The sequence below is a fragment of the Bacillota bacterium genome (genome assembly GCA_040754675.1).
GTDB lineage: Bacteria > Bacillota > Limnochordia > Limnochordales > Geochordaceae > Geochorda.
In genome coordinates this window covers 1-1,683 of the sequence record JBFMCJ010000747.1, presented here as the reverse complement: position 1 = coordinate 1,683, position 1,683 = coordinate 1, and the positions used below count along the sequence as shown (strand labels likewise).

Annotated in this window: 1 protein-coding gene; it reads left to right on the top strand. The window is 65.5% G+C overall.

The window, feature by feature from the left end:
* On the top strand, positions 1-1,285 hold a 1,285-nt coding region (locus AB1609_23195; protein MEW6049342.1), incomplete at its 5' end, for a BREX system ATP-binding domain-containing protein.
* Between the last annotated feature and the right edge of the window lie 398 nt (positions 1,286-1,683).

Here is a 1,683-nt window from a genome sequence, read left to right as displayed (position 1 = left end):
CTGGACGAGGCGGTATAGACCCGAAGGGCAGGGTGGTACGATGCGGGAATTCGAAGCGGTGAGAATAATCGAGACGCTACGCTCCGGCGTCTCCTCGCGCCACCTCTCGGCAATATTCTCATACGGGCGCGAGGCCTTGCTGGAGGCGGTACAGCGGGACCTGGAGGCCGTGGCCGGCGGGGAAGTTTGCCGGGCCCTGGTCCTGCGCGGCGACTACGGCGAGGGCAAGACCCATTTCTTGAACACCGTGTTCAACCTGGCACAGGACCGGAACTTCGCCGTGAGCCTGGTGGTCCTGGGTAAGGAGACGCCCTTCAATCGTTTGGACCTGGTCTACCCCAAGCTCACGGCCGAAACCTATCTCCCGGGCGCGGTGGAACCGGGGCCGGAGGCCCTGTTACGGGACTTGCGGCCCGAGAGCGTCCTCGCCCGGGATCTACTGGAGTTCGCCCGCCGGGAACTGCACCCCAAAATCGCGTGTGTCCTGGAGAACTACTGGCAGGCCGCCGACTCCTATCACGCCCACCTGCTCTACGGCGACCTCGCGGGAGAATGGCTGCCACTGGCGCAACTCAAGTCCCTGCACCGGCTTAACTTCGGACGGGCCGTCAGGCTGCCCAGGTTTACCGCTCGGGAGTACGTGTGGGATTACCTCCGTTTTTTGGCCCACCTCATCCGGGCCCGGGGCTTGGGGGGGTGGGTCATCCTCTTCGCCGTGTTCGAACTCGTGGGCACCCTGGGCATTGCCGCGCGCGGCGAGGCCTACTGCAACCTGGCCCGCTTCCTGTTCCCCGAGGAGGGACGGGCCCTGGCGTCCACCTACGTGGTGTTCAGTGTGGCCTCGGGCTTTTGGCCCGGAAGGTTAATAGCCGAGCGCCGGCCGGATATCGAGGAGGTTCCGGCGCGGCTGCTGGCTAAAGGGGAGCCACGCAAGGCCGAACTGGCACGGCGCGCCATGAACGCCTTACTTCAGCACTCGGTCACGCTGGAGACGCTGCCGGCCGGCGAGGTGCGGCGGCTCCTGGCCGCGGTGCGCGACCGCCACGCCCGGGCCTACGGCTGGGAGCCGGAGGTGGACCTCGACGCCCTCTTCGAGGCCACCAAACACGCGCGCCTGCGCACCAAGATCCGCTACGCCCTGGAGTACCTGGACCTGAAATACCTCTACCGGGAGGAGCCTGTGGTCAGGGCCGGGGAACCGGAGGAATTGGCGCTGGAAGAGGTGGCTGCGGGGGAGGAAGAGGCCGAGGTGCCGGAGGGACACGCCGACAAGAAGTACTGGTAATTGAAGTTAAGCAGTTGCAAACTCTCCACCCGTGCACCCCTGGATTAAAGGCGAATGCCAGTTACCGGCCACTTGGGGCGGGTACCGCCAAGCGCCAGGCGCGCCGACGACTCGCCTACTGGCCCGGCTGGCCGCGGCGGCCCTTGTGGTAAGCGGCATACAGCCGACCCCCACGCGCGCCGGCGACTCGTGGGCGAAGATGCCAAAGCCAGTCTGGGAGCCTGAGGTGGTAGTTACCTTGATGCTGCGCGTCAGTGATCTCAAGCAGTACATGTACTGCCCCCGGGTGGTTTACTTCACCTACGTGATGCCGGTGGAGAAGAAGGTCACCTACAAGATGGAGGAGGGGAAACTCCAGCACCTGCGCCTGGAAGAGCTGGAGACGCGTCGGCGCCTCA